The 26,035-nt window shown below is 64.0% G+C and carries 24 protein-coding genes; 5 read left to right on the top strand and 19 right to left on the bottom strand.

Annotated features, from left to right (window positions below; genetic code table 11):
- Nucleotides 1–72 precede the first annotated feature (72 nt).
- From G5V57_RS13600 to zwf, 9 genes are all read right to left on the bottom strand, one after another.
- Nucleotides 73–1,305 carry a polyhydroxyalkanoate depolymerase gene (locus tag G5V57_RS13600; RefSeq protein WP_165168021.1) on the bottom strand — a complete coding sequence of 411 codons (1,233 nt, stop codon included), beginning with the start codon at nt 1,303–1,305 and terminating at the stop codon, nt 73–75.
- A 176-nt stretch (nt 1,306–1,481) separates the two neighbouring features.
- Nucleotides 1,482–2,084, bottom strand: a complete 603-nt coding sequence (locus G5V57_RS13595; protein ID WP_165168020.1) for an SCO family protein — start codon at nt 2,082–2,084, stop codon at nt 1,482–1,484.
- Between the two features lie 67 nt (nt 2,085–2,151).
- Nucleotides 2,152–2,607: an RbsD/FucU family protein gene (locus G5V57_RS13590; protein ID WP_165168019.1), complete on the bottom strand. Its 456-nt coding sequence runs from the start codon at nt 2,605–2,607 to the stop codon at nt 2,152–2,154.
- A 62-nt stretch (nt 2,608–2,669) separates the two neighbouring features.
- Nucleotides 2,670–5,048 (bottom strand): aldehyde dehydrogenase family protein, encoded by a 2,379-nt coding sequence (locus G5V57_RS13585; protein WP_165168018.1) that lies wholly within the window; start codon nt 5,046–5,048, stop codon nt 2,670–2,672.
- 3 nt (nt 5,049–5,051) lie between these two features.
- Nucleotides 5,052–6,044 carry a deoxyribose-phosphate aldolase gene (deoC, locus tag G5V57_RS13580; RefSeq protein ID WP_165168017.1) on the bottom strand — a complete coding sequence of 331 codons (993 nt, stop codon included), beginning with the start codon at nt 6,042–6,044 and terminating at the stop codon, nt 5,052–5,054.
- A 50-nt stretch (nt 6,045–6,094) separates the two neighbouring features.
- Nucleotides 6,095–6,733 carry a bifunctional 4-hydroxy-2-oxoglutarate aldolase/2-dehydro-3-deoxy-phosphogluconate aldolase gene (gene eda / locus G5V57_RS13575; protein WP_165168016.1) on the bottom strand — a complete coding sequence of 213 codons (639 nt, stop codon included), beginning with the start codon at nt 6,731–6,733 and terminating at the stop codon, nt 6,095–6,097.
- Complete coding sequence (gene edd, locus G5V57_RS13570) at nt 6,733–8,553, bottom strand: phosphogluconate dehydratase (RefSeq protein ID WP_165168015.1); 1,821 nt, start codon at nt 8,551–8,553, stop codon at nt 6,733–6,735. Before edd ends, eda begins: the two co-directional genes overlap by 1 nt.
- 29 nt (nt 8,554–8,582) lie before the next feature.
- Nucleotides 8,583–9,239, bottom strand: coding sequence for a 6-phosphogluconolactonase (gene pgl, locus G5V57_RS13565; RefSeq protein ID WP_165168014.1), 657 nt, complete (start codon nt 9,237–9,239; stop codon nt 8,583–8,585).
- A complete protein-coding gene (zwf, locus tag G5V57_RS13560; protein WP_165168013.1) occupies nt 9,236–10,717 on the bottom strand; it encodes a glucose-6-phosphate dehydrogenase in 1,482 nt (493 codons plus the stop codon). The genes pgl and zwf overlap by 4 nt, the downstream gene beginning before the upstream one ends.
- A gap of 112 nt (nt 10,718–10,829) precedes the next feature.
- Between zwf and hrpB the strand changes: the two genes are divergently transcribed.
- From hrpB to G5V57_RS13545, 3 genes are all read left to right on the top strand, one after another.
- Nucleotides 10,830–13,292, top strand: coding sequence for an ATP-dependent helicase HrpB (hrpB, locus tag G5V57_RS13555; RefSeq protein WP_165168012.1), 2,463 nt, complete (start codon nt 10,830–10,832; stop codon nt 13,290–13,292).
- Between the two features lie 82 nt (nt 13,293–13,374).
- Nucleotides 13,375–14,301 (top strand): ABC transporter ATP-binding protein, encoded by a 927-nt coding sequence (locus tag G5V57_RS13550; protein ID WP_165168011.1) that lies wholly within the window; start codon nt 13,375–13,377, stop codon nt 14,299–14,301.
- Complete coding sequence (locus tag G5V57_RS13545) at nt 14,298–15,059, top strand: ABC transporter permease (protein ID WP_165168010.1); 762 nt, start codon at nt 14,298–14,300, stop codon at nt 15,057–15,059. The genes G5V57_RS13550 and G5V57_RS13545 overlap by 4 nt, the downstream gene beginning before the upstream one ends.
- A gap of 385 nt (nt 15,060–15,444) precedes the next feature.
- Here G5V57_RS13545 and G5V57_RS13535 read toward each other — a convergent pair whose 3' ends face one another.
- The 10 genes from G5V57_RS13535 to G5V57_RS13490 form a co-directional block, all read right to left on the bottom strand.
- On the bottom strand, nt 15,445–15,642 hold the full coding sequence (locus G5V57_RS13535; RefSeq protein WP_165168009.1) for a type II toxin-antitoxin system VapB family antitoxin: 198 nt from the start codon (nt 15,640–15,642) through the stop codon (nt 15,445–15,447).
- Between the two features lie 150 nt (nt 15,643–15,792).
- The gene (locus G5V57_RS13530; RefSeq protein WP_246737618.1) at nt 15,793–16,206 is read right to left on the bottom strand and encodes a hypothetical protein; all 414 of its coding nucleotides are present in this window, start codon (nt 16,204–16,206) and stop codon (nt 15,793–15,795) included.
- A gap of 402 nt (nt 16,207–16,608) precedes the next feature.
- Nucleotides 16,609–17,790: a phosphopentomutase gene (locus G5V57_RS13525; RefSeq protein ID WP_165168008.1), complete on the bottom strand. Its 1,182-nt coding sequence runs from the start codon at nt 17,788–17,790 to the stop codon at nt 16,609–16,611.
- A gap of 5 nt (nt 17,791–17,795) precedes the next feature.
- Complete coding sequence (gene deoA / locus G5V57_RS13520) at nt 17,796–19,106, bottom strand: thymidine phosphorylase (protein ID WP_165168007.1); 1,311 nt, start codon at nt 19,104–19,106, stop codon at nt 17,796–17,798.
- Nucleotides 19,106–19,903 (bottom strand): purine-nucleoside phosphorylase, encoded by a 798-nt coding sequence (locus G5V57_RS13515; RefSeq protein WP_165168006.1) that lies wholly within the window; start codon nt 19,901–19,903, stop codon nt 19,106–19,108. The genes deoA and G5V57_RS13515 overlap by 1 nt, the downstream gene beginning before the upstream one ends.
- Entirely contained in the window at nt 19,900–20,301 is a 402-nt protein-coding gene (locus tag G5V57_RS13510; protein WP_165168005.1) for a cytidine deaminase, read from the bottom strand. Before G5V57_RS13510 ends, G5V57_RS13515 begins: the two co-directional genes overlap by 4 nt.
- Before the next feature lies 1 nt (nt 20,302).
- Nucleotides 20,303–21,274 (bottom strand): ABC transporter permease, encoded by a 972-nt coding sequence (locus G5V57_RS13505; protein WP_165168004.1) that lies wholly within the window; start codon nt 21,272–21,274, stop codon nt 20,303–20,305.
- Nucleotides 21,275–21,428: 154 nt separating this feature from the next.
- A complete protein-coding gene (locus G5V57_RS13500; protein WP_165168003.1) occupies nt 21,429–22,541 on the bottom strand; it encodes an ABC transporter permease in 1,113 nt (370 codons plus the stop codon).
- Entirely contained in the window at nt 22,538–24,046 is a 1,509-nt protein-coding gene (locus tag G5V57_RS13495; protein ID WP_165174093.1) for an ABC transporter ATP-binding protein, read from the bottom strand. The genes G5V57_RS13500 and G5V57_RS13495 overlap by 4 nt, the downstream gene beginning before the upstream one ends.
- Nucleotides 24,047–24,077: 31 nt before the next feature.
- Nucleotides 24,078–25,070, bottom strand: a complete 993-nt coding sequence (locus tag G5V57_RS13490) for a BMP family protein (RefSeq protein WP_371744819.1) — start codon at nt 25,068–25,070, stop codon at nt 24,078–24,080.
- A gap of 268 nt (nt 25,071–25,338) precedes the next feature.
- Here G5V57_RS13490 and G5V57_RS13485 point away from each other — a divergent pair, with 268 nt between their 5' ends.
- A complete protein-coding gene (locus tag G5V57_RS13485) occupies nt 25,339–25,764 on the top strand; it encodes an Hsp20 family protein (RefSeq protein WP_165168001.1) in 426 nt (141 codons plus the stop codon).
- 3 nt (nt 25,765–25,767) lie between these two features.
- A complete protein-coding gene (locus G5V57_RS13480) occupies nt 25,768–26,034 on the top strand; it encodes a DUF1150 family protein (protein WP_165168000.1) in 267 nt (88 codons plus the stop codon).
- The last annotated feature ends 1 nt before the right edge of the window (nt 26,035 follow it).

The following is a 26,035-nucleotide window of genomic DNA, read 5'->3' as shown; positions in this document are numbered from 1 at the left end:
AGAATGCGATCACGTTCATCACTTCAGGTCGATTCGACTTGGAGTGATCGTGATCTCCTTCGAGCATCCGGCTCACGCCTGCTTATGGATGAAGTCGACGATACGCGGCACGGCATCGGCGCGGAAGCGCGAGCCGTTGAACACACCATAATGGCCGACGCCGCGCTGCAGGAGATGCAGCTTCTTCTCCGACGCCAGGGACGAACAGAGATCATGCGCCGCCTCGGTCTGGCCGACACCCGAAATATCGTCGCGCTCGCCTTCGATGGTCATCAGCGCCGTTCTGGTGATCGCCGCAGGATCCACCAACTCGCCGCGATGGCGGAAAATACCGCGCGGCAGCTCGTGATTGACGAAGACCTTCTCGACCGTCTGCAGATAAAACTCGGCCGTGAGGTCCATCACCGAGAGATATTCGTCGTAGAAATCCGTGTGCTTGTCGGCCGCATCGCCATCGCCCTCGATCAGGTGCCAGAACAATTCGCGATGGGCGTTCATGTGGCGATCGAGATTCATGGTCATGAATCCGGTGAGTTGCAGGAAGCCCGGATAGACATCGCGCAGCGCGCCCGGATGCGGGAAGGGCACCTTCACCACGGCATTCTTGCGGAACCAGTCGACGCCGCGCGCCACCGCAAGGCGGTTGACGACGGTGGGGTTGCGGCGCGTGTCGATCGGGCCGCCCATCAGTATCATGGACTTCGGCTGATTGGGGTCCTGCCGCTTCGCCATCAGCGCGATCGCCGCGAGCACCGGCACGGAGGGCTGGCACACCCCCATGACATGCGTGTCGGGCCCCAGGAACTGCAGCATCTCGATGACGTAGTCGATGTAATCGTCGAGATCGAAAGCGCCGCTGCTCAGGGGAACCTGGCGAGCGTCGACCCAGTCGGTGATATAGACATCGGCATGCGGCAGCATCGCCTCGACGGTGCCGCGCAGCAGCGTCGCATAATGGCCCGACATCGGCGCCACGATGAGGAGCTTGGGCTGCGCGACCTTCGTTTTCTCGTCGGCCCAGCTCTTGGAAAAATGAATGAGCGAGCAGAAGGTCTTGTCGAAAACGCGCTCTTCGACGACCGGGACTTCATCGCCGGCCACGACCGTGTAATCGATGCCGAAAGAGGGCTTGCCGTAGCGTCTTGTGACGCGCTCGAAAAGATCGAGCGAGGCCGCCATGGAGCGGCCCATATAGGTCTGTGCGAAAGGATTGCCCGGGTTCTTCCAGAAGAAATTCGCGGTATCCGCCGCCGCCCGCCAAGGCGCGATGGCGGCGTGATTCATCTCATAAAGATAGTAGAGCAATTCCCATTTTCCTTGAGGGTAAGGGTGCGCCGCAACATTACAGGCACGTTAACAAGGCTCGCTGCGCCGGGCAACCCGACCAATATCCAATAGCCATGCAAAAAGCGGGCAGCCGACAGGCGCGCGAAATAGACGATATCACATTGATGTTAATGAAATTTCCTTTGGGGAAGCGCCTATTGAACAACCCCTCGCAAGCCGTCGGTCAGCGTCTTGACGTCGGTGCCATAGGTGAAATGTTTCACGAATCTGCCGTCCGGACCCATGAGATAGAGGATGGTCGAGTGGTCCATGAGATAGTCGCCGGGGGCCGCACCCTCGGACGCCTTGGCCTTGGCGTAATAGACGCGATAGGCCTTGGCCACCGCCGCTATATCGTCGGGCGAGCCGGTGAGGCCCACCATACGGGGGTGGAAATTCGCCACATAGAGTTTCATCGCATCGGGCGTGTCGCGCTCCGGGTCGATGGTGATGAAGACCGGCTGAATCTTGTCGCCCGCGGGCCCCAGCTGATCGAGGGCTGCCGTCATCACCTGCAGCTCGCTCGGACATACATCCGGACAATAGGTGAAGCCGAAGAAGATCAGCATGTATTTGCCGCGGAAGTCCTGATCGGTGACCCGCTTGCCGTTCTGATCGGTCAAAGCGAAAGGCCCGCCGATCAACGCCTCGCCGCTACCGCCCGGGCCAACGCGGGTAAGCCACAAGGCGCCGGCCCCCGTCACCATGGCGATGAGGAGAACGACGATGGCGAAGATCAGTTTCTGGCGTGATGGCATGGCAATCAGTTAGTCAGGCTTACCCGATTGTGCCAGGAGTTTGTGCACTCTTGACGAGACTTTAATGTCACGCCTGATCGGGCGCGATGACGCCCTTCTTGAAGGCGAAGCAGCCATAGAAGCGGCGCTCGCCGGTGACGATGACGCAATAGGCCTTGCGCGCCAGGTCATAGAAGGCGAAGCGCTCGATCGAGCCCATCGGCCAGGAGCGCCCCTCGGCAAGGTCGATCTCCGCCTGCACCTCGGCCTGGACCGGCGGGACGTCGTTCGGCTTGCCGACGATCTCCATCCTGAGCGCCGGATGCTCGACGAAGCTGTCGAGCGGCATGACAGAGAGCACGGCGCGGGCGGCGCGCGCCGCCGTCACGTTGTCGATGCGCAGCAGCTTGCCCAGCACCGTCTGGCGCGCCACCGAGTCGGCCGGAAAATTCGTGTCGCAGATGATGACGTCATCACCATGGCCCATGGCGCGCAGCGCATAGAGGACATCGGCATTGAGCGCCGGATCGATCGATTTCAGCATGAGATTTCCCGCGTTGTCATTTTGGCTTGCGCATCCGGCATCCAATTTTCCGGATCACTGCGTTACTCGCCATAGGGTATCCAGACATTCTTCACTTGCGTCGCGTGACGCAGGAAGACCGGCCCCTCGCCTTGCGCCGGATCGAACCAGTCGGTCATGAGGCCATGATCGACCAAAGTGCGTTTGAGATTGGCGGCCGAGAGCCGCTCGGCCTCGACCGAGGCCTTGTCCGAGCCGAAGACCCAGAGGGCATCGACATCGTCATGCTCGGCGAGCGTCCTGCTGAGGCTCAGGCGATCGCCGGTGACGATATTGACGACACCCGCCGGCACGTCCGAGGTCTCGAGCACCGAATAGAAATCGGTGGCGGCGAGCGGATGGCGCTCGCTCGGCACGGCGACGACGCGGTTGCCCATGGCGATGAGCGGCGCCACTAGGCTGACGAAACCGAGAAGCGGCGCTTCATCCGGACAGACGACGCCTGCGACGCCGATCGGCTCCTTCAGCGCCAGAGCGAGGCCGCGCAGGGGCGGCGTGTGGATGTCGCCCTCGAACTTGTCGGCCCAGGCGCCATAGGTGAAAAGCCGTCTGATGGCGGCATCGACCTCGGCCAGCGCCGCGGCGGTGCGGGCTCCCGTCATCGCGGCGATGCGACCCGCGAATTCGGCGCGCCTCCCGCTCAGGTTTTCGGCGATGTAATAGAGAATCTGCGCGCGGTTATGGGCCGTCGCCTTGGACCAGGCTTCGGCGCCTCGGGCGGCCGCTACCGCATTGCGGATGTCCTTACGGTTGCCCTCGCCCACTTCGCCCAGAATGTCGCCCTTGGGTGAAAGCACCCGCCGCGAATAATTGCCATCCGGCCGCGCTTGCTTGCCACCGATGAAGAGTTTGGCGGTACGGTCGATCGTCGGCAGGTCGGCATCGGCCCTGGCTTTCGCCGCAGGCAGCGGCTTCGCCGCAGCGCGTGGCTTGCGCTTCGCCCACGCCTTAAGCTTGAGATACTCATAAACACCTTCGCGGCCGCCCTCGCGGCCGAAACCCGATTCGCGATAGCCGCCGAAACCGGCGCTGGCGTCGAAGAGATTGGTGGAATTCACCCAGACCACGCCCGCCTGCAATTTGGGCGCGATGTCGAGGGCGAGGCCGATCGTCTCGCTCCACACACTCGCCGCCAGGCCATAACGCGTGTTGTTGGCGAGCATCACCGCCTCGTCCGGCGTGCGGAAGGTCATCGAAACCAGAACCGGGCCGAATATCTCTTCGCTGGCCACGGTGGAGGCCGGATGGACATTGGTGAGCAAGGTCGGCGGGTAGAAGAACCCTTTGTCGGACACCGTATCCGCGGACTGATGGCAGTGCGCACCTTCGGCGACACCCTGCTTCACGAGTCTTTCTATGCGCTCGAGCTGCACCTTATCGACGATGGCGCCCATATCCATCGCCTTGTCGAGCGGAGGACCGACGCGCAGCTTCGCCATGCGCGCCTTGAGGCGGGCGATGAAGGTCTCGGCAATGCCTTCCTGCACCAGCAGGCGTGATCCGGCGCAGCAGACCTGGCCCTGATTGAACCAGATGGCGTCGACCAGTCCCTCGATGGCGCCGTCGATATCGGCATCGTCGAAGACGATGTAAGGCGACTTGCCGCCCAGCTCCAAGGTGAGCGACTTGGCCGTGCCGGCGGTCTCCTTGCGGATGAGACGGCCGACCTCGGTCGAGCCGGTGAAGGCGACCTTGTCGACATCCTTGTGCTTGACGAGGGCCGCGCCGGTCTCGCCGTCGCCGGTCACGATGTTCAGAACACCCTTGGGCAGGCCCGCCTGGTCGGCGAGCTCGGCGAACAGCAATGCCGAAAGCGAGGTGAATTCTGCAGGTTTCAGGACCACCGTATTGCCGAGCGCCAGAGCCGGCGCCACTTTCCAGGCAAGCATCAGGAAAGGAAAGTTCCAGGGAATGATCTGGCCCACGACGCCGACCGGCTGATAGTCGGCGAATTCCGTCTCCTGCAGCTGCGCCCAGCCGGCATGATGGTAGAAATGGCGCGCCGCCAGCGGCACGTCGAGATCGCGCGTCTCGCGGATCGTCTTGCCATTGTCGAGGCTTTCGATCACCGCGAAGAGACGGGCATGGCGCTGGATGAGACGCGCCAGCGCATAGAGATAGCGGGCGCGGCCATGGCCGCCGAGTTTCGCCCAGCCACTTTGCGCCTTGCGCGCCGCCTTCACCGCCGCATCGACATCATGGCTCGAGCCTTGCGACAGCTTCGCCAGCACCTTGGCCGTAGCCGGCTCCAGCGTATCGAAATGGCTTTTACCGTTGATCCACTCACCGCCGATGAAATGGCGGAAGCCCTTGTCGTGCTTGGCGAGCCAAGCGCGCGCTTCCACATCGCTCTCGGGTGCTGGACCATAGTCCATCGTGTCGAAATAATGCGCGACGCTCATACTCTACCCGGCCGGATGGCGGTTGAAGGCCGAATACCGGCCGGTGACATGATGCTCGAGCTGGCGCTCGATATCGGCGAGCAATGACGACGCGCCGATGCGGAAGAGATCGGGCTCGAGCCATTCGCGGCCGAGTTCCTCCTTCATGAGGATCTGGTAATTGAGGATGTCCTTGGCGGCGGAGATGCCGCCCGCCGGCTTGAAACCGACCTTGAAGCCGGTGAGCGACTGATAGGCGCGGATCATGCGCAGCATGGCCAGGGTGACGAGCAAGGTCGCGTTCACCGTCTCCTTGCCGGTCGAGGTCTTGATGAAATCGGCGCCCGCCATCATGCAAACCATCGCCGCCTTGGCGACATTGCGCAGGGTCTTGAGATCGCCGGTCGCCAGGATCGCCTTGACATGGGCATCGCCGCAGGCGGCGCGGAAATCACGCATCTCGTCATACAGCGCCCGCCAGTTCTGGGTGAGCGCATGCTCGCGCGTGATGACGATGTCGATCTCGCGCGCGCCATCGGCGACCGAAGCCTCGATCTCGCGCAGCTTCACGTCATGCGGCACGAGGCCGGCCGGAAAGCCGGTCGAGACCGCGGCGACCGGAATCTCGCTTCCTTTCAGCGCCGCGACGGCGGTGGCGACGAAACGGTGATAGACGCAGACGGCGCCGGTGGTGATCCGGCGGTCGGCCATGCCGAGTGCTGCGAGGATATCGGGACGCACCGGGCTTCGCGCTTTGGCGCAGAGCCTCTCGACGCGCGCCGCCGTGTCGTCGCCGGACAAGGTGGTGAGGTCGATGCAGGTGACGGCCTTGAGCAGCCAGGCGGCCTGAGCGTCCTTCTTCACCGACCGGCGGCCGGGAAGAGCGGCAATGCGGCGCTCGGCGGCCGGGAAATTCAGACGGATGTCGTCGATCACATCGAGGGCGAGCGGCATGCCCTCATTGCGGGGCGAAGCATTGTGCCCCGATTTCACTAATGGCAGGATCGCTACAGACATTATCACTCCTCACGAAGGGCGATGGTAGTTTGCCCTGCTTATGGGCGCAACTAGCCTTTCAATTGGGCGGCGGCGGCCGCGAGCTTCGTGATCCCGGCCCAGTCCCTGGCCGCCAGCAGCGCCTTCGGCGCCATCCATGAGCCGCCAACGGTGATGACATTGGCGAGCTTCAGATAGGAAGGCGCGATCTCGGCGGTGATGCCGCCGGTGGGGCAGAAGCGGACCTGCGGCAAAGGCGAGGCGAGTGCGCCGAGATAGGCCGCCCCGCCCGACTGCTCGGCGGGGAAGAATTTCTGCAGGCGATAGCCACGCTCGAGGAGAAGCATCGTCTCGCTGGGCGAGCGCGCGGCCGGCAGCAAGGGTGTGCGGCTCTGTTTCGCGGCATCGAGCAGCGTCGCTGTGGCACCCGGCGACACGGCGAAGGCGCAGCCCAGTTCCTCGCTGAGCCTCAAGCCTTCCGCATCGAGCACCGTGCCCGAGCCGACGATGGCGTCTTTCACCTCGGCGCGGATGGCGCGGATGCAATCGGGCGCCGCCTTGGTGCGCAAGGTGATCTCGAGCACCGGCAGGCCGCCCGTGACCAGGGCCCGGGCCAGCGGCACGGCCTCAGCCACATCATCGATCACCAGCACCGGAACGACGGGCGCCTGCTTCAGTATCGCCTCGAGACCTGCTTGGCGTTCGCTCATCACTGCACTCTGAATATTGTGGCGCCTTCATCGGCGCGGTTGACCTGCGCCCTGAAGGGCAAAAAGAGCTCGCGCCCGACGCCGAAATCATTGCCGGAGAGATCGGCGGTGGCGCATCCGCGCGCCGCCCATTCGTCCGCATCGACCAGCACTTCGAGGAGGCCCTGAACCGCGTCGAGGCGGATCATGTCGCCATCGCAGATCTTGGCGATGGCGCCGCCATCGGCAGCCTCCGGCGTCACATGGATGGCCGCCGGCACCTTGCCGGAGGCGCCCGACATGCGCCCGTCGGTCACCAGCGCGACGCGGAAGCCGCGATCCTGAAGCACGCCCAAGGGTGGCATCAGCTTGTGCAGTTCGGGCATGCCATTGGCTCTGGGGCCCTGGAAGCGGATCACGGCCACGAGATCGCCGGTGAGCTCGCCCGCCTTGAAGGCCTTCTGCAACTGCTCCTGCGAATGAAAGACACGCGCCGGTGCCTCGATCACATGGCGGTCCTTCGGCACGGCGGAACTCTTGATGACGGCGCGGCCGAGATCGCCCTCGAGCAAAGCGATGCCCCCCGTCCGGTCGAAAGGCTCGTCGCAGCCGCGCAGGATCGCCCGGTCGCCGCTCTTTTCGGCCGCTTCGGTCCAGGCGAGACCATCACCCTTGAGGCGCGGCTCGACCAGATAGCCGTCGAGGCCGGTTCCCCACACCGTCTTCACATCCTGATGCAGGAGACCGGCGCCCAGCAATTCGCGGATGAGGAAGCCCATGCCGCCCGCGGCATGGAAGTGATTCACATCCGCCTTGCCATTCGGATAGATGCGGGTCAGCAGGGGCACGGCGGCCGAGAGCTCGGCCATGTCATCCCAGGTGAGATGAATGCCCGCCGCCGCCGCCATGGCGATGAGATGGATCGTGTGGTTGGTGGAGCCGCCGGTGGCCAGAAGACCGACCACGCCGTTCACCACCGTGCGCTCGTCGACGATGCGTCCGATCGGCGTGTAGTCGTTGCCGGACGCGGTGATCGCCAGAGCCCGCTTCGCCGAGGCGCGGGTGATCGCGTCGCGCAGGGTCGTATTGGGATTGACGAAAGTCGTTCCCGGCAGATGCAGGCCCATGATCTCCATGAGCATCTGGTTCGAATTGGCGGTGCCGTAGAAGGTGCAGGTGCCGGGACCATGATAGGACTGGCATTCCGCCTCGAGCAGCGCGTCGCGGTCGACCTTGCCTTCGGCATGGAGCTGACGGATGCGCGATTTCTCGTCATTGGGAAGGCCCGAGGTCATCGGGCCCGCCGGGATGAAGATCGAGGGCAGATGGCCGAAGCTCAACGCGCCGATGACGAGGCCCGGTACGATCTTGTCGCACACCCCCAGATAGACGGCGGCGTCGAACATCTGATGGGAGAGCGCCACCGAGGTCGACAGCGCGATGACATCGCGCGAGAACAAGGACAATTCCATGCCCGCCTCGCCCTGGGTGACGCCGTCGCACATAGCCGGCACGCCGCCCGCGACCTGCGCGGTTGAACCCGCCTCGCGCGCCGCCTCGCGGATGATGTCGGGGAAACGCTCGAAAGGCTGATGCGCCGAGAGCATGTCGTTATAGGCGGTGACGATCGCCAGATTGGCGCAGGCGCCCTCGCGCAGCATCGCTTTGTCGTTGGGGCCGCAGGCCGCGAAACCGTGAGCGAGATTGGCGCAGCCGAGCTTCGAGCGGCGGGGGGCCATGCTGGCCGCTTTCTCGATGCGATCGAGATAGCGCCGCCGCGAGGTTTCACTGCGCGCGACGATCCTCTCGGTGACGGCGGAAATACGTTCGGTGACGGGCATGATACATCTCCTCGTCAGGTCAGGTCAGATCAGGGGCACCAGTATAAAATGACAGGCTCGCGCGCCCTGAGCACGGCGCGGATGGGCATGTCGAGGACAGGCCCGGGAAGTTCCGCCGTGGCGAGCACCTTCTGCTTCTCGGCACCTTCGATATGGAGGGCGATGAAGCCGCTGTCGAGCAGCACCGGCAAGGTGAACGTCATGCGTTTCTCAGGCACACTCGGCGCCGACATGGTCACAATCCGCTTCGTGCCTTCGAGTTCCAGCGCCGCCGCCAGATTGTCGCCGCCCGGGAAGAAAGAGGCGGTATGGCCGTCGAGCCCCATGCCGAGGGTCACCACATCGAAGGGGCCGAGCCTGTCGGCATGGCCCTTGCCGAAGAGCGGCACGAAGGTGGCGGCCGCCGCTTCGGCCTCGAGCAGGTTCTGGCGCACCAGTCTGGCATTGGAGCGCTCATCGCTTTCCGGCACGCAGCGCTCATCCACGAGCGTGATGGTGACGCGCGCCCAGTCGATCTTGGCGCGAGCGAGGAAATTGAAGAACAAGGTCGGCGTGGTGCCGCCCGAGACCGCCAGCAGCGCCTTGCCGCGATCGGTGATGGCATTGGACAGGCAGGCGGCCACATCGCCGGCCAAGCCCATGGCCAGCTTCTTCTTGCTCTCGAACAGCTTCCGCTCGGCAATCAATTCGTACCATCCTCATGCCAGGTGCGGCCGTCGCGCTCGATCAGCGCCACCGCCGCGGCGGGACCCCAGGTTCCGGCCGTATAAGGCTTGGGCAAATCCGCGGATTCGGCCCAGGCGTCCAGGATGGGATCGATCCAGCTCCAGGCCGCCTCGACTTCGTCGCGGCGCATGAACAGAGTCTGGTTGCCGCGCACGACATCGAGAATGAGGCGCTCATAGGCATCCGGATTGCGCACGCCAAAGGCTTCCGCGAAGCTCATATCGAGGGGCACATGCTGAAGGCGCATGCCGCCGGGGCCCGGATCCTTGATCATCAGCCAGAGCTTCACCCCCTCATCGGGCTGCAGGCGGATGACCAGGCGATTGGCCTCGATGGGTCCGGCCGAATCATCGAAGACCGAATAGGGAATGGGCCGGAAAGTGACGACGATCTCGGAAAGGCGGTCGGGCAGACGCTTGCCGGTGCGCAGATAGAAGGGCACGCCATTCCAGCGCCAGTTGCCGATCTCGGCCTTGAGCGCCACGAAAGTCTCGGTCTTGCTGGTGGGCGAGCCCAGTTCGTCGAGATAACCCGGCACAGCACCACCCGCCGAAGCCCCAGCGCGATACTGGCCGCGCACCGTCAAGTTGGCGCCGTTATGGGCGATCAACGGCTTCAGCGATTTCAGGACTTTCAGCTTCTCGTCGCGTAGCGCATCGGCCTCGATCGAGGTCGGCGGTTCGACGGCGACGAGGCAGAGCAGCTGCAGCATATGATTCTGCACCATATCGCGCAGCGCGCCGGCGGTGTCGTAATAGCCGGCGCGGCCCTCGACGCCCAGCGTTTCCGCCACGGTGATCTGCACGTGATCGATATGGGCATTGTTCCAGACCGGCTCGAAGAGCGCATTGGCAAAGCGCAGCGCCAGGAGGTTCTGGACGGTTTCCTTGCCGAGATAATGATCGATGCGATAGACGCTGCTCTCCGGGAACACCTTGCCGATCGCGTCATTGACGGCGCGCGCCGATTCAAGGTCCTTGCCCAGCGGCTTTTCGATCACCACGCGGGACTTAGGTGTCACCAGCTTGTTCTTGCCGAGCCTTTCGCAGATCGGTCCGAAGAGGTCGGGCGAGGTGGCGAGATAGAAGACGCGGATGCGGTCCTCGCCTGGCTTCAAGGCCTTGGCGAGCGCGTCCCAGCCCTGATCCTGGGTGGCATCGAGCGTCACATAGGACAGACGCTTGAGAAAGGCGTCGACTTCGCCGCCCTGGCGCTCCTTCTCCGGAATATGTGCCTCGAGCGCCCCCTTGGCGAAGGCGGCGAATTCCGCATCGCTCATGGCGCGGCGCGACACGCCGATGATGCGGGCGCCTGGCGGGATCTGCCCGGCCTGGTCGCGATGATAAAGCGCGGGCAGAAGCTTGCGCTGGGCGAGGTCGCCGGTCGCGCCGAAGACCGCAAGATCGAATATATCGACAGGAATGATGCGCGTGGTCATACTTTTGTGCAGTGCAATAGAGGGAGCCGTCTGTATTAGTCCGTACCGGCCGTAGAGACAACCGGAAAGGCGGGCTTGACGGCGCAGGGTTAAGCCTGTTTGACCGCACTGCATGTCCGACCTGCCGATCACCGCCATTCTGCCGAGCCTCGCCAAGGCATTGGCGAGCCACGCCAATGTCGTGCTGGCGGCCGAGCCGGGCGCCGGCAAGACGACGCTTGTGCCGCTTGCCCTTCTGGCCGAACCATGGCTCCAGGGACGCAAGATCGTCATGCTGGAGCCGCGCCGGCTGGCGGCGCGTGCCGCCGCTTCGCGCATGGCCCAGACTCTCGGCGAACCGGTTGGCGCCACGGTCGGCTATACGGTCAGGCTCGATCGCAAGATTTCGGCCCAGACCCGCATCGAGGTAGTAACCGAAGGGATACTGACCCGCCGGTTGCAGACCGATCCGGCCCTCGGCGATATCGGCCTCCTCATCTTCGATGAATTCCACGAGCGCAGTCTCGACGGCGATCTCGGCCTCGCTCTGGCGCTCGATGCGCAATCGGCTCTGCGCGAGGACCTGAAGATCCTGGTCATGTCGGCGACCCTCGACGAGGCGCGGCTTTCCACGCATCTGGGCGATGCCCCGGTGCTCTCCGCCCCCGGGCGCACATTCCCGGTCGAAACCCGCTATGGCGACCGGCCCGAGCGCGCGACGCTCGCTCGCGACATGGCGCGCGCCATCCGCGGTCATCTCGGTGAAGCCAAAGGCGGCATACTGGCCTTCCTGCCGGGCGAAGCGGAAATCCGGCGCACCGAAGACGCCCTGAAGGAGACGGCGCTTGCGGCGAATGCCAAGGTCATGCCGCTCTATGGCGCGATGGCGCTCGCCGACCAGGACCAGGTGCTGAAGCCGGCGCCCGACGGGACCTGCAAGATCGTGCTCGCCACCACCATCGCGGAGACCAGCCTCACCATCGATGGCATCGACATGGTGGTCGATTCGGGCCTGAAACGTTCGCCGCGTTTCGATCCCGCCACCGGCATGACGTCGCTCGCCACGGTGCGCGTCTCGCAGGCTTCCGCCGACCAGCGGCGCGGCCGAGCCGGAAGGCAGGGCCCAGGCATTTGCATCCGCCTGTGGCCAGAGCAGGAGATGCGCGCGCTCAAGGCGCATGACGAACCCGAAATCCTCATAGCCGACCTCGCCCCTCTGGCGCTGGAGCTCGCCAATTGGGGCGTGAATGACGCGACAGCGCTGCGTTTCCTCGACCCGCCGCCCGCCGCCGCTTTCGCGCAGGCGCGCGATCTCCTGGGCGAACTCGACGCGCTCGACGGCTCGGGCGCCGTCACCCAGATGGGCAAGATGATGGCGCGGCTGCCGCTGCATCCCCGCCTCGCCCATATGATCGTGCGCGCCCGCGAGCTCGAAGCCGGCGCGGCGGCGGCCGATCTCGCCGCCCTGCTCTCCGAGCGCGATCTCCTCGGGCGCGAGGCAGGCTGCGATCTCGGCGAAAGGCTCGCCGCACTCAAGCGGGGCAATGTCAACAAGGCCTTGCGCGAACGTATCAGATCGGCGGCGCGGCAGATCCGCGGCATCGCTGATATCGGCGAGGACGACAGCGGCCTTTCGCCGGGCGTGCTCGTCGCTTTGGCCTGGCCCGACCGCATCGCGCAGTCCCGCGGCGCCCGTGGCCGTTTCCGCCTCTCGGGCGGCGGCGGCGCGGTGCTGCCTGAGCATGATCCGCTGGCGCGCGAGCCTTTCCTCGCGGTGGCGACGACCGACGGATCGAGTGGCGATCAGAAGATTTTTCTTGCCGCCGCTTTAGCGCGCGAGGATATCGAGACCTATTTCGCCGGCCACATCGGCGAGATCGACATCGTGCGCTGGGACAGCCGCGCACAGATCGTGGTGGCCAACCGGCAGCGCAAGCTGGGCGGCCTCATTCTAGAGGACCGGGCGCTCGCCGCACCCGATCCAGAAGCGATCGCCGAGGCGATGACCAAGGGCGTCGCCGAAATGGGTCTGGCCGCCCTGCCCTGGAGCGATGCGGCGCAAAACCTGCGCAACCGCCTGCGTTTTCTGCGCCGCGTGCTGCCCGAGAAAGGCTGGCCCGATCTCTCCGATGCAACACTGCTCGCGACCTTGAGCGAGTGGCTGACCCCCTATCTCGCCGGCATGGCGCGGCGGGCCCATCTCGACCGGCTCGACATGTTCGGCATCATCTCCGGGCTCATCCCGCATGAGCTGAAGCGCCGCCTCGATAAAATGGCGCCACGCCATGTCGCCATTCCGTCGGGCGCCGACATCACGATCGATTATGAAGGTGACGGCGATCCGGTGCTGAGGGCGCGGCTGCAGGAGATGTTCGGCCTCGCCGAGACGCCGCGCATCGCCGATGGCAAGGCGCTGCTACGCATCGAGCTGCTCTCACCGGCGCGACGCCCCCTGGCGGTGACCCAGGACCTCAAGAGCTTCTGGGCCAATGCCTATCCGCAAGTGCGTTCCGAGATGCGCGGGCGTTACCCGAAGCATCCCTGGCCGGAGGATCCGATGAACACGCCGGCGGTGAAGCCCAATCGCGTCAGGTAAGGTCCGTCTCTGGCGCGCGGGCGCGCAACCATATAAAAGGGCCCGGCATTTCCCGGGGCACGACCAATTCCGACATGATCCCATGACATCGATCGTTTCCATATCCGGCATCTCGAAGACCTATGCGTCGGGCTTCGCGGCGCTGAAGAACGTCTCGCTCGACATCCGGAAGGGCGAGATCTTCGCGCTGCTCGGGCCCAACGGCGCCGGCAAGACGACGCTGATCAACATCATCTGCGGCATCGTGCGCGCCTCGACCGGCCATGTCGTTGCCGATGGGCACGACATCGTCAGCGACTACCGCAATGCCCGCTTCAAGATCGGACTGGTGCCGCAGGAGCTGACGACTGATGCTTTCGAGACTGTATGGGCGACGGTGACGCTGAGCCGCGGCCTGTTCGGGCGCGGGCACAATCCCGCTCATATCGAGAAGGTGCTGAAAGACCTGTCGCTGTGGGAGAAGAAAGACAGCAAGATCATGACGCTGTCGGGCGGCATGAAGAGACGCGTGATGATCGCCAAGGCGCTGAGCCATGAGCCGACCATCCTGTTCCTCGACGAGCCCTCGGCCGGCGTCGATGTCGAGCTTAGGCGCGACATGTGGGACATGGTGCGCTCGTTGCGCGCCTCGGGCGTCACCATCATCCTCACCACGCACTATATCGAAGAGGCCGAGGAGATGGCCGACCGGGTCGGGGTCATCAACAGGGGCGAGATCATCCTGGTCGAGGAGAAAAAGACGCTGATGAGCAAGCTCGGCAAGAAGGAGATCACGCTCGAGCTGTCGCAGCCTTTGCTGGCGATCCCGGACAGCCTCGCTCATTACCGGCTTGAACTGTCCCACAATGGCCATGAGCTCACCTACAGCTATGACACGCAGGGCGAGCGCACCGGCATCACCGGCCTCCTGCAAGACCTGGCGCAAGCCGGCATCCGCTTCAAGGACCTCAACACCAGGCAAAGCTCGCTCGAGGACATATTCGTCAATCTGGTGAGAGGCCGGTCATGAATTTCTACGCCGTCCGCGCCATCTACAAATTCGAGATGGCCCGCACCTTCCGCACGCTCCTGCAAAGCGTCGTGTCGCCGGTCGTGTCGACCTCGCTTTATTTCGTCGTCTTCGGCGGCGCCATCGGCTCGCGCATCGCCGAGATCGACGGCGTCACCTATGGCGCCTTCATTGTGCCGGGCCTCATCATGCTGTCGCTCCTGACGCAAAGCATCATGAACGCCTCCTTCGGCATCTATTTCCCGAAATTTATCGGCACGATCTACGAGATCCTGTCGGCGCCGATCTCCTCGCTCGAGATCGTCATCGGCTATGTCGGGGCGGCGGCGACCAAGTCGGTCATGCTGGGGCTCATTACGCTCGGCACCGCGGCGTTGTTCGTGCCGCTCCACATCGCGCATCCCTTCTGGATGCTGGGCTTCCTGGCGCTCACCGCCGTCACCTTCAGCCTGTTCGGCTTCATCATCGGCATCTGGGCGAAGAGCTTCGAGCAGTTGCAGGTCATCCCGATGCTGATCGTGACGCCGCTCGCCTTCCTGGGCGGCAGCTTCTACTCGATCGACATGCTGCCGCCGCTGTGGCGGACGATCTCGCTCGCCAATCCGGTGGTCTATCTGGTGAGCGGCTTCCGCTGGAGCTTCTTCGGCACATCAGACGTGGCGATCGAGGTCAGCCTCACCATCACCTTGCTGTTCCTGTTGGCCTGCCTCGGCATCGTCGCCTGGATCTTCAAGACGGGATACCGGCTGAAGAACTAGTTCCGGATACAGGGAATTTACAGCGAATTACAGGAAACTCGAGTCAGGCCCTGTATTTCGATCTGTCCATGAACCGGCACCATCAACGATGCCCCGCGGCTTCGCTCCAGCTCAAGTTCATTCGCTCCGCGACATCCAGCAATTTTCTATCACGCGTCCACAATGCAGAGCCCAAGGTCAGGCGGGTGGATGTCAACAGATGGGCATCCACATAACCGATACCTAGGCCTGGGAGAGAGGTCTGCTCAATGAATAGCTGCACTTCGGTGTCCGTAGCGACCGTCGCTTGAGGCAGGTCCCGCATCGCCGCTAGTATCGTTTCACGCTGCCGGCGCTGCATCACTACTCCGCAAATGACCGACCCACAGCGACATGTTGACAAGGATCACGCGGGATTTGTCCGCCGTCGTGGAGCGGCCTTCACTTCCGGCTCACTGCCAACCAGGCGCGCCAATCGACGCGCGCTTTCGCGCTCGATCAACGCCTTCAGCGCCTCGCGGACAAGCGCGGATTTTTCCTGCAGGCCGGTAAGAGCCTGGGCCTTCCCCAAAAGCTCGTCGTCAAGGGCCAACGTTGTGCGCATGGTGCGATCCTCATATTTCAGGCACGAAATATTGCGTCATTTGATGCGTAAATTCAGCACGACGGAAAAAGACGCGTGAGCTCGCATCAAAGACACGACGATGTGGGCGTGAGTAGGCAGATGATCCACGCTCAGCCACTGGGGGCGCGATCAGCGCCGACATGCGATCAGCTCGCGCAGCCTCGGGAAAAGCAGGCCGGTAGCCATTAGCAGCAAGGCGCCGATCGCCCAAACAACGACAATGGCCGGCTTCAGTACGAGCTGCAGCAAGCTGATGAACTGGCCCAGCAGCCCGCTTATGCCGATTGTGTCAGCGATGGGGACGAACTCCTTGGCCCCCATTGCCGTTGCGACATCCTTGCCGCTTTCGACGAGAAGGCCAGCACTCGAAGCCAACCAGGTCAGCAGGGGATCTACAAGAATGTATCCAGACCAGGCCAAAAGTGACCAGGCGAGTACTGCGGCGGTGACCCAGATGCCCAGCCGAGACCTTGGTCTCGCAGGAGAGGCATCCGGCCGGGGCCGGTTTTCAATGGGTAAGCCGTCAAGGAGGCGTTGGCTCATCGGAATGCTCCTTTTCTGTTCCGGACCAACATAAGATCTCTAGTCACTAGAGCTTCAAGGGGATCAAAAAAAACGGCGGGGAACAGCGCAGGTAGTTCGACCAGGTTCCAATCGTGCCGATCTGCGCCAGCGCATAGCCGAATGTCGCGGCTAGCTCCGCCTAGCTGGCGCCGTCTGCTTAAAGGAGGTGAATGGATCGCGTGCGGTGCCATCCTTGTAGAGAAGGAAGGATCGCGACACGGCTATGCCAACAATCAGGGTTGGTCTCGCGGCTGGCGATATCGCGAACGTCGCCGGGTTCGATGATGATCCGTTCATCTTTAGAGGCAGGCATAGCTGCGTGAGGGGCTTCCTTGGCGAAGAGCTCATCGTCAACGACAAATCTGATGCGCATTTGTATGTTCACAGCCACGACTTTCCCGCCGCCAGCGGCGCGATGCCGAGATGCGCCGCGATGGTCTGGCCGATATCGGCGAAGCCGTCGCGCCTCCCGAGGCTTCCCGGTGCCATACCGGGCGCGAAAGTGAGGATCGGCACGCATTCGCGCGTGTGATCACTGCCGCGCCAGGTCGGATCGCAGCCGTGATCGGCGGTAATGACGAGGAGATCGCCCGGCTGCAGCCGATCGAGGGCTTGCGGCAGCTGCTCATCGAAGGCCTCGAGCGCCGCGCCGTAACCCTTGGGATCGCGGCGGTGGCCATAGAGCATGTCGAAATCGACGAAATTGGTCAGCAGCAACCCGCCGTCGCGCAGGCCCGGCATGGCCTCTAGCGTCGCCTCGAACAGCGCGTCATTGCCGACCGCCTTGATCTCGCGGCCGGTGCCGGAATGGGCGTAGATGTCACCGATCTTGCCGATCGAGACGACGTCGCGGCCGGCCGCTGAGAGCCGGTCGAGCAAAGTCGGCGACGGCGGCGGGATCGAATAATCCTTGCGGTTGCCGGTGCGGGTGAAATCGCGTGCATCGGCGCCGACAAAAGGCCTGGCGATGACGCGGCCGACATTGAGATCGTAGGACAGTTCGCGCGCCACCTCGCAGACTTCGTAGAGACGGTCGAGGCCGAAAGTCTCCTCATGTGCGGCGATCTGGATCACCGAATCGGCCGAGGTGTAGATGATCGGCTTTGCGTTCTCCATATGCGCCTCGCCATGTTCGGCGATGATGTCGGTGCCGGAGGCGTGCTTGTTGCCGATGAGTCCCGGCAATTCGGCGCGCGCGATCAGCGCGTCGGTGAAGCTCCTAGGGAAACAGGGAACCGTCTTCGGGAAATAGCCCCAGTCGAAGACGACCGGCAAGCCGGCGATCTCCCAATGGCCGGAGGGCGTGTCCTTGCCGTTCGATCTCTCGACGCCGAAGCCCCATTGGCCCTTGAGGGGCGTTTCAAGAGTGAACCCCTTCGGCAGATGGCCGCTCGCCGCCTGCGCGGCATGGCCTAGCCCCAATGAGCTGAGATTCGGCAAAGCGAGCGGTGTCTGCGCCGCGACATGGCATAGCGTGTTCGCTCCCTTGTCGCCGAACCGATCGGCATCGGGCGCACCGCCAATGCCGACGGAGTCAAGGATAAAGAGGAAAGCACGGCTCATGAGATCTAGGCTCCGATACGCGTGAGCACCGGCGATGATACAGGAGGCGCTTCGCCTAAGCGATAGGCACCGCGCACCATCGCGGCGGCGCGCGCGAAAGAAGCCTCGTCGCGCGCATGGATGAGAGCGAGCGGCCGGTCGCGTCCGACGGAAGCCGTTTTGCCGGCAAGTTCCGTCAGGCCGACCGCGTGATCGATCCTATCGCTGGCGACACGCCGGCCGCCGCCCAGCTCGATCACCGCGAGGCCGAGGGCCCGCGCGTCGATGAGAGTGACGACGCCCTCCTCGCTCGCCATGACCGGACGGATGACGGGCGCCTTCGGCAGATGCGATCTGAACTTCGCCAGGAGGTCCTTGGGTCCGCCCAGCCCCGACGCCATGGCCTGGAAGTGTTCCGCCGCCTTTCCCGAGCTCAAGACCTGCTCCAGCATGGCTCTGCCCTCCGCTTCGCTCCCGGCAAGGCCGGCGAGCCGCAGCAGCTCAGCGCCCAGCGCGATGGTGACCTCATGCAGGCGTGGATCGCGCTTGGCGCCGGTAAGATAGTCGAGCGCATTGATGACCTCGACGGCATTGCCGGCCGCACTCGCCAAGGGTTCGTTCATGTCGGTAATGAGCGCCGAGGTCTTGAGGCCGGCGCCATTGGCCACCGCGACAAGGCTCTCGGTGAGCTCGCGCGCAGCTTCCGGCGTCGCCATGAAAGCGCCGGTTCCCGTCTTCACATCGAGGACGAGTTGTCCCAGGCCCGCGGCCAGCTTCTTCGACAGGATGGAGGCGGTGATCAGCGGCACCGATTCGACGGTTCCGGTCACGTCGCGAATGGCATAGAGGCGCTTGTCGGCGGGTGCGAGATCGGCCGTCTGGCCGATAACGGCGCAGCCCGCCTCGCGCACCACTTTGCGAAAAAGATCGAGGCCGGGCTGCGAGACATAGCCTGGGATGGAATCGAGCTTGTCGAGCGTGCCGCCGGTATGGCCGAGGCCGCGCCCCGAGATCATCGGCACGGCGCAGCCCAGAGCAGCGAGCATCGGCGCCAGCATCAGGGAGACATTGTCGCCGACGCCGCCGGTCGAATGCTTGTCGACGACGGGTCGGTCGAGATCCTTCCAGTCGAGCACTGTTCCCGAATCGCGCATGGCCTCGGTGAGCGCCACCGCCTCGTCGCGCGACATGCCACGCAGGAAGACCGCCATGGCGAAAGCCGCGGCCTGGCCTTCCGAGACGCTGCCGCTGGTGAGACCGCCGATGAACTCGGCGATGTCGGCGGGCGCCAGCGCCTTGCCGTCGCGTTTCCGGCGGATGAATTCCTGGGCGAGCATCAGATGCCTCCGGCGCAGAAGCGCGACAGAAGCCTCGTCATATCGCCTGCCGCCTTCATGCCTTCGCTCTTGGTTTCCTCATGGCTGGGGCTTGCCCCTTCGATGCCGGCGCCGAGATTGGTGATGACGGAGAGCCCCGCGACGCGCAAGCCAAAGCGGCGCGCCATGATGACTTCGGGGACCGTCGACATGCCGACGGCATGAGCGCCCCAGCTTTGCGCCATGCGGATCTCGGCCGGGGTCTCGAAGCTCGGACCGGAGAACCAGACATAAACGCCTTCATGCAGCCTGATCTGCTCAGCCTGGGCGGCGCGGCGCATCGCCTCGCCGAGCTTCGCGTCATAGGCGGCGGTCATCGGCACGAAGCCCTTGTCCCCCTCTTCCCCGACCAGCGGATTCATGCCGGAGAAATTAATGTGATCGGTGATCAGCATGAGGCTGCCCGGCCGCATCGCCGAGGTCAGCGAGCCCGCCGCATTGGTGAGGATCAAGGTCGTCACGCCGAGGACCTGAAGCGCCTCGATGACCGGGCGCATGACGGCGGCGTCGCCACGCTCGTAAGGATGGCCGCGCCCGCGCAGGACCAGAACGGGCCGGTCCGCCAGATGACCGGCAAAGACCTCGCCCGAATGACCGGAGATGCCGGGCACCGGAAAGCCCGGCAGATCGCGATAGGGAATGCGCACCGGCGAGGCGACCGCTTCGGCGACCGGTCCCAGGCTCGAGCCGAGGACGATGGCCGTCTCAGGGCGCAGCGTGCCGAGCCGCTGGCGCAGGATATCGACGGCCCGGATCATGACGACAGGTTCTCCGGACCGAAGGATGCGGGCAGCAATTCGCCGAGCGTGAAGCTCTTCCTGACGCGGCCCGTCTCGTCGCAGACATGGATGGCGAGATCAGCGCTTCCGAATTCGCGTAGTTTCTGCCGGCAGCCGCCGCAGGGCGTCACCAGCCCCTCGCCGGCGCCAACCACCACGGCCTCCATGATCCTGCGGCCGCCGGCCAGAACCATGGCGGCAATGGCGCCGGCCTCGGCGCACGTGCCTTGCGGATAAGCGGCATTCTCGACATTGCAACCCGAATGCACGGCACCCGCCTCGTCCTTCACCGCCGCTCCGACAAGGAAGCGCGAATAGGGCGCATAGGCTTTGCCCCGCGCCGCGACCGCCGCGGCGATGAGAGATCCGTCAGCCATCTTATTTTTCCTTCACATAGGGCACGCCGCCGGCCTTGGGCGCCACCGCGCGGCCGATGAAGCCCGCCAGCAGTACAACGGTCAGGATATAGGGCACGGCCTGCATCAGCTGCACCGGCACAATGCCGATGCCGGTAATCGGCACGCCCTGCAGCCGGATCGCAACGGCTTCGAGCACGCCGAACAGCAGGCAGGCCCACATGGCCGGGACCGGACGCCATTTGGCGAAGATCAGCGCGGCCAGCGCGATGAAACCTTTGCCCGCCGTCATATGCTCGATGAAACCGGCGCTCTGCGCGATGGAAAGATAGGCGCCGGCAAAGCCGCAAAGCACGCCGCAGCAGGTCACCGCCGCATAGCGCATGGCGGGCACCGAAATGCCGGCCGTGTCCACGGCAGCCGGATTCTCGCCGACGGCTCTGAGGCGCAGGCCGAAGCGGGTGCGGTAGAGCAGCCACCAGGTGAGCGGTACGGCGAGGAACGCGAAATAGACGAGAATATTCTGGCCCGAGAGGATCTGCGAATAGATCTGGCCGATGACGGGAACGCCGCGCAGCGTCTCGGCATAGGGCCAGGCGATCACCATGAAGCGGGCGTCATTGGGGAGCTGCGGCGTCTGGCCGCCGAGGTCGAACCACGTCTCGCCCAATTGCGCGGTGAGGCCGGCGGCGATGAAATTGATCGCCACGCCGGACACGATCTGATTGCCGCGATGGGTGATCGAGGCGAAGCCATGCAGCAGAGCGAAGAATACCGAAGCGAGGATAGCGGCGAGAAGTCCGAGCCAGGCGGAGCCGGTCAGCGCCGCGACGGTGCCGGCGGCGAAGGCGCCGACCAGCATCTTGCCTTCGAGACCGATATCGAAGACGCCGGAGCGCTCGGAATAGAGCCCGGCAAGACAGGCGAAGAGCAAGGGCACCGAGAAACGGATGGCGGAGCCCGAGATCTGGGCTATGAGATCAAGCCATTCCATGGCGCTGGCATCCTGAAGCCGAAATTTGTCTCGTCATTTACTTTCGTCATCCCGGCGAAAGCCGGGATCCCCTAAATTCCTTCCGACCGAACAGCGCTGCCCGTGTTGCGCCTATTCAATGGATCCCGGCTTTCGCCGGGATGACGGGTTTCCGCTAAGCCTCCTTCGCTTTCAGTCGCGAGCCGGAGAAAAGACGCGCGATGTGCGGCCGGAACATGTGCTCCAGCGCGCCGGCGAAAAGAATGACCAGGCCCTGGATGACGACGATCATGTCGCGGGTTACGCTCGGCCTCTCGAAGGAGAGATCGGCGCCGCCCTGATAGAGGACGCCGAAGAGAAGCGCCGAGAGCACGATGCCGAAAGGATGCGATCGGCCCATCAGCGCCACAGCGATGCCGACGAAGCCGTAGCCGGCGGTGAATTCGAGGAGCAGACGGTTCTGCGCGCCCATGATCTCGTTGAGAGCGAGAAAGCCCGACAGCGCGCCCGAGATCAACATGGCGATGATGATGAGGCGTTGCGGCTTCATTCCGGCATAGGCGGCGGCGGCGGGATTGGCGCCGAGCACGCGCAGCTGGTAGCCGAGCGTGGTGTGCCAGAGCAGTAGCCACACGGCGACGGCGCAGACGAGCGCCCAGACGAAGGATAGATTGAGCGGCGAACTGGCGATCTCGATGCCGAGGCCGGCGAAGACATCATGGATGAGCGGCAGATGGGCGTTGGGATCGAAAGTGCGCGTCTCGGGATTCATTGAGCCTTTCGGCGACATGACATTGACGAGCAGATAGATCATCAGGGCCGAGGCGATGAAATTGAACATGATGGTGGTGATGACCACATGGCTGCCGCGCTTGGCCTGGAGATAGGCCGGGATGAAGGCCCAGCCGGCGCCGAACAGAGCGGCGCCGAGTATGGCGAGCGGAATGATGACCACCATGGGCAGGAAGCCCAGCGGCAGGCAGACCAGCGCCACGCCCAGGCCGCCCAGATACGCCTGGCCCTCGGCGCCTATGTTGAACAACCCGGCATGGAAGGCGACGGCGAAGGCGAGGCCGGTGAAGATGAAGTTCGTGGTGTAGAACAGCGTGTAGCCGAGCCCCGAGCCATAGCCGAAAGCACCATTGAGCATGATGGCGACGCTGCCGACGGGCGATTCGCCGATGGCGAGGAAGACGATACCGGTGACGAGGAAGGCGGCCAGCAGATTGATCAGCGGGATGAGGCCGATGTCGACCCAGCGCGGCAGCTCTCGCGACGGTCCGCTCATGCCGCCGCCCCCGCCATCATCAGACCGATCTGCTTCTCCGGCGTCTCGGGAGCGCATTCGCCGGTAATCTTGCCGCCGCACATGACCAGCACGCGGTCGGCGAGGCCCCGGATCTCGTCGAGCTCGACAGAGACGAGAAACACCGCCTTGCCGCGGTCGCGCATGGCGATGAGGCGCTTGTGGATGAACTCGATGGCGCCGATATCGACCCCGCGCGTCGGCTGGCCGACGATGAGGAGATCGGGATCCTGCTCGATCTCGCGCGCCAGCACGATCTTCTGCTGGTTGCCGCCGGAGAAGAGCCCAAGGCGCAGATGCGGGTCCTGCGGGCGCACGTCGAAATCCTGCATCTTCTTCTCGGTGTCGGCGATGATGGCGCGGCGGTCCTGGAAGATGCCGCGCTGATAGAGCTCGTCGCCATGATAGCCGAGAATGACATTCTCACAGGCGTCGAAGGACGTCACGATGCCGAGGCGGTGACGGTCTTCCGGCACATGGGCGAGCTTGCGGGCCCTGGCCGCCGCCGCATCGCAGGGCAGAGGCTTGCCATTGAGCAGGATCTCGCCGGAGTAGGGCGCCCTGATGCCGGTGATCGCTTCCAGCAACTCGCTCTGGCCGTTGCCGGCGACGCCGGCAATGCCGACGATTTCTCCGGCGCGCACGACGAAGGAGACGTCATCGACCTTCACCGTGCCGGCATCATCCTTCACCATGAGGTTCTTCACCTCGAGCACGGCGCGCTCGGGCGCGCGCTCGGACTTGACGACGCGCAGCAGCACGCGGCGGCCGACCATCAGTTCGGCGAGCTCTTCGGGCGATGTCTCGCGCGTCATGAGCGTCGCCACCATTTCGCCACGGCGCATCACCGACACACGCTCGGTCACCGCCATGATCTCCTTGAGCTTGTGGGTGATGAGGACGATCGTCTTACCCTGGTCTTTCAGCTGCTTGAGGATGCGGAAGAGATGCTCGGCCTCGCTGGGCGTGAGGACTCCCGTCGGCTCGTCGAGAATGAGCACCTCGGCGCCGCGATAGAGGGCCTTGAGGATCTCGACGCGTTGCTGCAGGCCTACGGCCAAGTCGTCGATCAGCGCGTCGGGATCGACCTGCAGGCCGTAATCCTTCTCGAGCCGCACCAGTTCACGGCGTGCCCTGGCCATCCCGCTATTGAGCAGGAACCCGCCTTCCGCCCCCAGCACGATATTCTCGAGCACGGTGAATTTGCCGACCAGCATGAAATGCTGATGCACCATGCCGATGCCGGCTTTGATCGCGTCGGTGGGCGTAGCGATGCGGGTAGGCTTGCCGTCGATGCGGATCTCGCCTGAATCGGCCTGGTAGAATCCGAACAGGATCGACATCAAGGTGGATTTACCGGCGCCGTTCTCGCCGACAATGCCGTGGATGGTGCCCTTCTCGATGTCGAGCGAAATGTCCTTGTTGGCGTGGACCGGCCCGAAGCGCTTGTCGATATGGGCAAGCGCGATGGCGGGGTGAGCCGCCATCGCCTTGTTCGCTGTCATGGTCAAAACCGGATCAGTATGGGCAGGCGGAATCTTCCATATAGTCATGGACCTTGATGGTCCCGGCCTTGATGTCGGCTTCCGCTTTGTCGACCGCCGCCTTCATCTCCGGCGTGATCAACGGCTTGTTGTTGTCGTCGAGCGCCCAGCCGACGCCGCCTTCGGCGAGGCCGAGAACCGTGACGCCCGGCTTGAAGGTGCCATCCTGGCCGGCCTTGAAGACGTTGTAGGTGGCGACATCGACGCGTTTCAGCATCGAGGTCAGCACCTTGCCCGGATGCAGCATGTTCTGATTCGAATCGACACCGATTCCAAGCTTGCCGGCATCCGCCGCCGCCTGCAGCACGCCGATGCCGGTACCGCCAGCAGCGTGATAGACGACGTCGGCGCCGCGGTCGAACTGCGACTTGGCGAGTTCGCCGCCCTTCACCGGGTCGGTCCAGGCGGCACCCGTGGTGCCGGTCATGTTCTGAAACACCTCGGCGTCCTTGTTGGTGGCCTTGACGCCACCGACATAGCCGCAGGCGAAGCGGCGGATCAGCGGGATGTCCATGCCGCCGACAAAGCCCACCTTGCCGGACTTGGAGGCGAGTGCCGCCAGCACGCCGACGAGATAGCTCCCCTCCTGCTCCTTGAACACGATGGAGGCGACGTTCGGCGCATCGACCACCATGTCGATGATGGCGAATTGAGTCTTGGGAAATTCGGCGGCGACTTTCTTCACCGCTTCGGCATGGCTGAAGCCGATGGCGACGACCGGCGAAAAGCCGCGTTCGGCGAATTTGCGCAGCGCCTGCTCGCGCTGGCTGTCATTCTGAATCTCGAAATCCTGGAAGGCGATCCCGGTATCGGCCTTGAACTTCTCGGCGCCCATATAGGCGCTTTCGTTGAAGGACTTGTCGTTGCGTCCGCCGAGATCGTAGACGACCGCCGGCTTGACTTCCGCCGCCCAGCTTGCGCCCGCCATCATTGCCGTCATGGCAACGGCCGCAAACAGCTTCCTGATCATGAAAACCTCCCTGTTGGTCCTTATCTTTGCCGAAGGCGTGGCGCGGAACCGGAGGATGGGGAACTCGCCTCATCCGGACCTGCCCTTCCTCGGTACCGGGTCACCCCCCGGATGGGACAGTTGACGCCAGCCACGTGGCATTTGCAAGCCAGCCTTTGTGCGGAGCCCACAGGCTTGAAACCCGGGGGCTCCGGCAACATATTAGCCACAATAGTCCGGTGCCTATCAGGGCCGGACAAATGAGCTGCTTTTTCAAGGGCCCCTCATGACTCGCCTGTCGCTGTTTTCCAGTCCGTATCTGCTTGGTTTCGATGATTTCGAACGCGTCGTCGACCGGGCGGCGAAATCGGCAAATGACGGCTATCCGCCCTACAATATCGAACGCGTGGCGCGCGGCGAAAACGCGCCCGAGAAATTCCGGGTCACGCTCGCGGTTGCCGGATTCTCGCGCGACGAGCTTGAAATCACCGTCGAGGAAAACCAATTGATTATCAGGGGCCGTCAGATCGACGATGGTTCCCGGGCCTATCTCCACCGCGGCATCGCCGCACGCCAGTTCCAACGCGCTTTCGTCCTGGCAGACGGTGTCGAGGTGAAGGGGGCTCAACTGGAGAACGGCCTGCTCGCTATCGATCTCGAGCGGCCGGAGCCGCAAAAGATCATACGTAAGATCGAGATCAAAGGAGTCTGAGCCATGACCGGACCCGAAACCGAAAAGAAATTCGAAATCGCCACGGATGAATTGGCGGTGCTGGGCAATGGCGCGCTTGGCTATATCCGCGAAATCGAGCCTGGCCATGCGGCCAAGCTTCTGGAGCCGCAGAAAATCGACATGCCGGGCAATATCAGGCTTTATTGTCTCTATGGCGCGGACGGCACACCGATGTCCATCTCGGCCAGCTTCGAGGCGGCTTTCGCGGCCGCGCGCGAACATGAGCTGACGCCGGTTACCGTTCACTAAG

It is taken from the genome of Nordella sp. HKS 07, assembly GCF_011046735.1.
Taxonomy (GTDB): Bacteria; Pseudomonadota; Alphaproteobacteria; order Rhizobiales; family Aestuariivirgaceae; genus Taklimakanibacter.
The sequence above is the reverse complement of the archived record's forward strand: the minus strand, read 5'-3'. Positions and strand labels throughout refer to the sequence as shown.